Annotated in this window: 1 protein-coding gene; it reads left to right on the forward strand. The window is 72.2% G+C overall.

All coding sequences use genetic code 11. The annotated features are described in order from the left end of the window. Positions 1-300, forward strand: a 300-nt coding sequence (locus tag UK12_RS44205) for a hypothetical protein (protein WP_045307307.1), incomplete at its 5' end; no start/stop codon positions are given. Positions 301-302: the final 2 nt, after the last annotated feature.

The following is a 302-nucleotide window of genomic DNA, read 5'->3' on the forward strand; positions in this document are numbered from 1 at the left end:
AACCTCGTGGACCCGCCGAGCCGCTCGGCGACCCGCTTGTGCTGGGCCGCCCTGGCGCCGCCCGGAGTCGGGCACCGAAGGGATGCGCTGGTGATGCGGCACGTTGCCGGCCGCCGGCTCGGGGGGGCCGGGAACTCATGGACGTTCCACTGGACCGTCTATCCCGAGCCCCGCTACTTGGCAATGGCCCTGACCCACCCCTGGGCCGGAATCAGGGGCGCCGGATTCACCCGCCGCGCTGACGCCTACCGGGTCGCTCTGGGCACCGCAACACTCGAGCTGTGCGACGGGAAGGGCTGATC

Source organism: Saccharothrix sp. ST-888 (genome assembly GCF_000955975.1).
In the GTDB taxonomy this organism is placed as follows: Bacteria; Actinomycetota; Actinomycetes; order Streptomycetales; family Streptomycetaceae; genus Kitasatospora.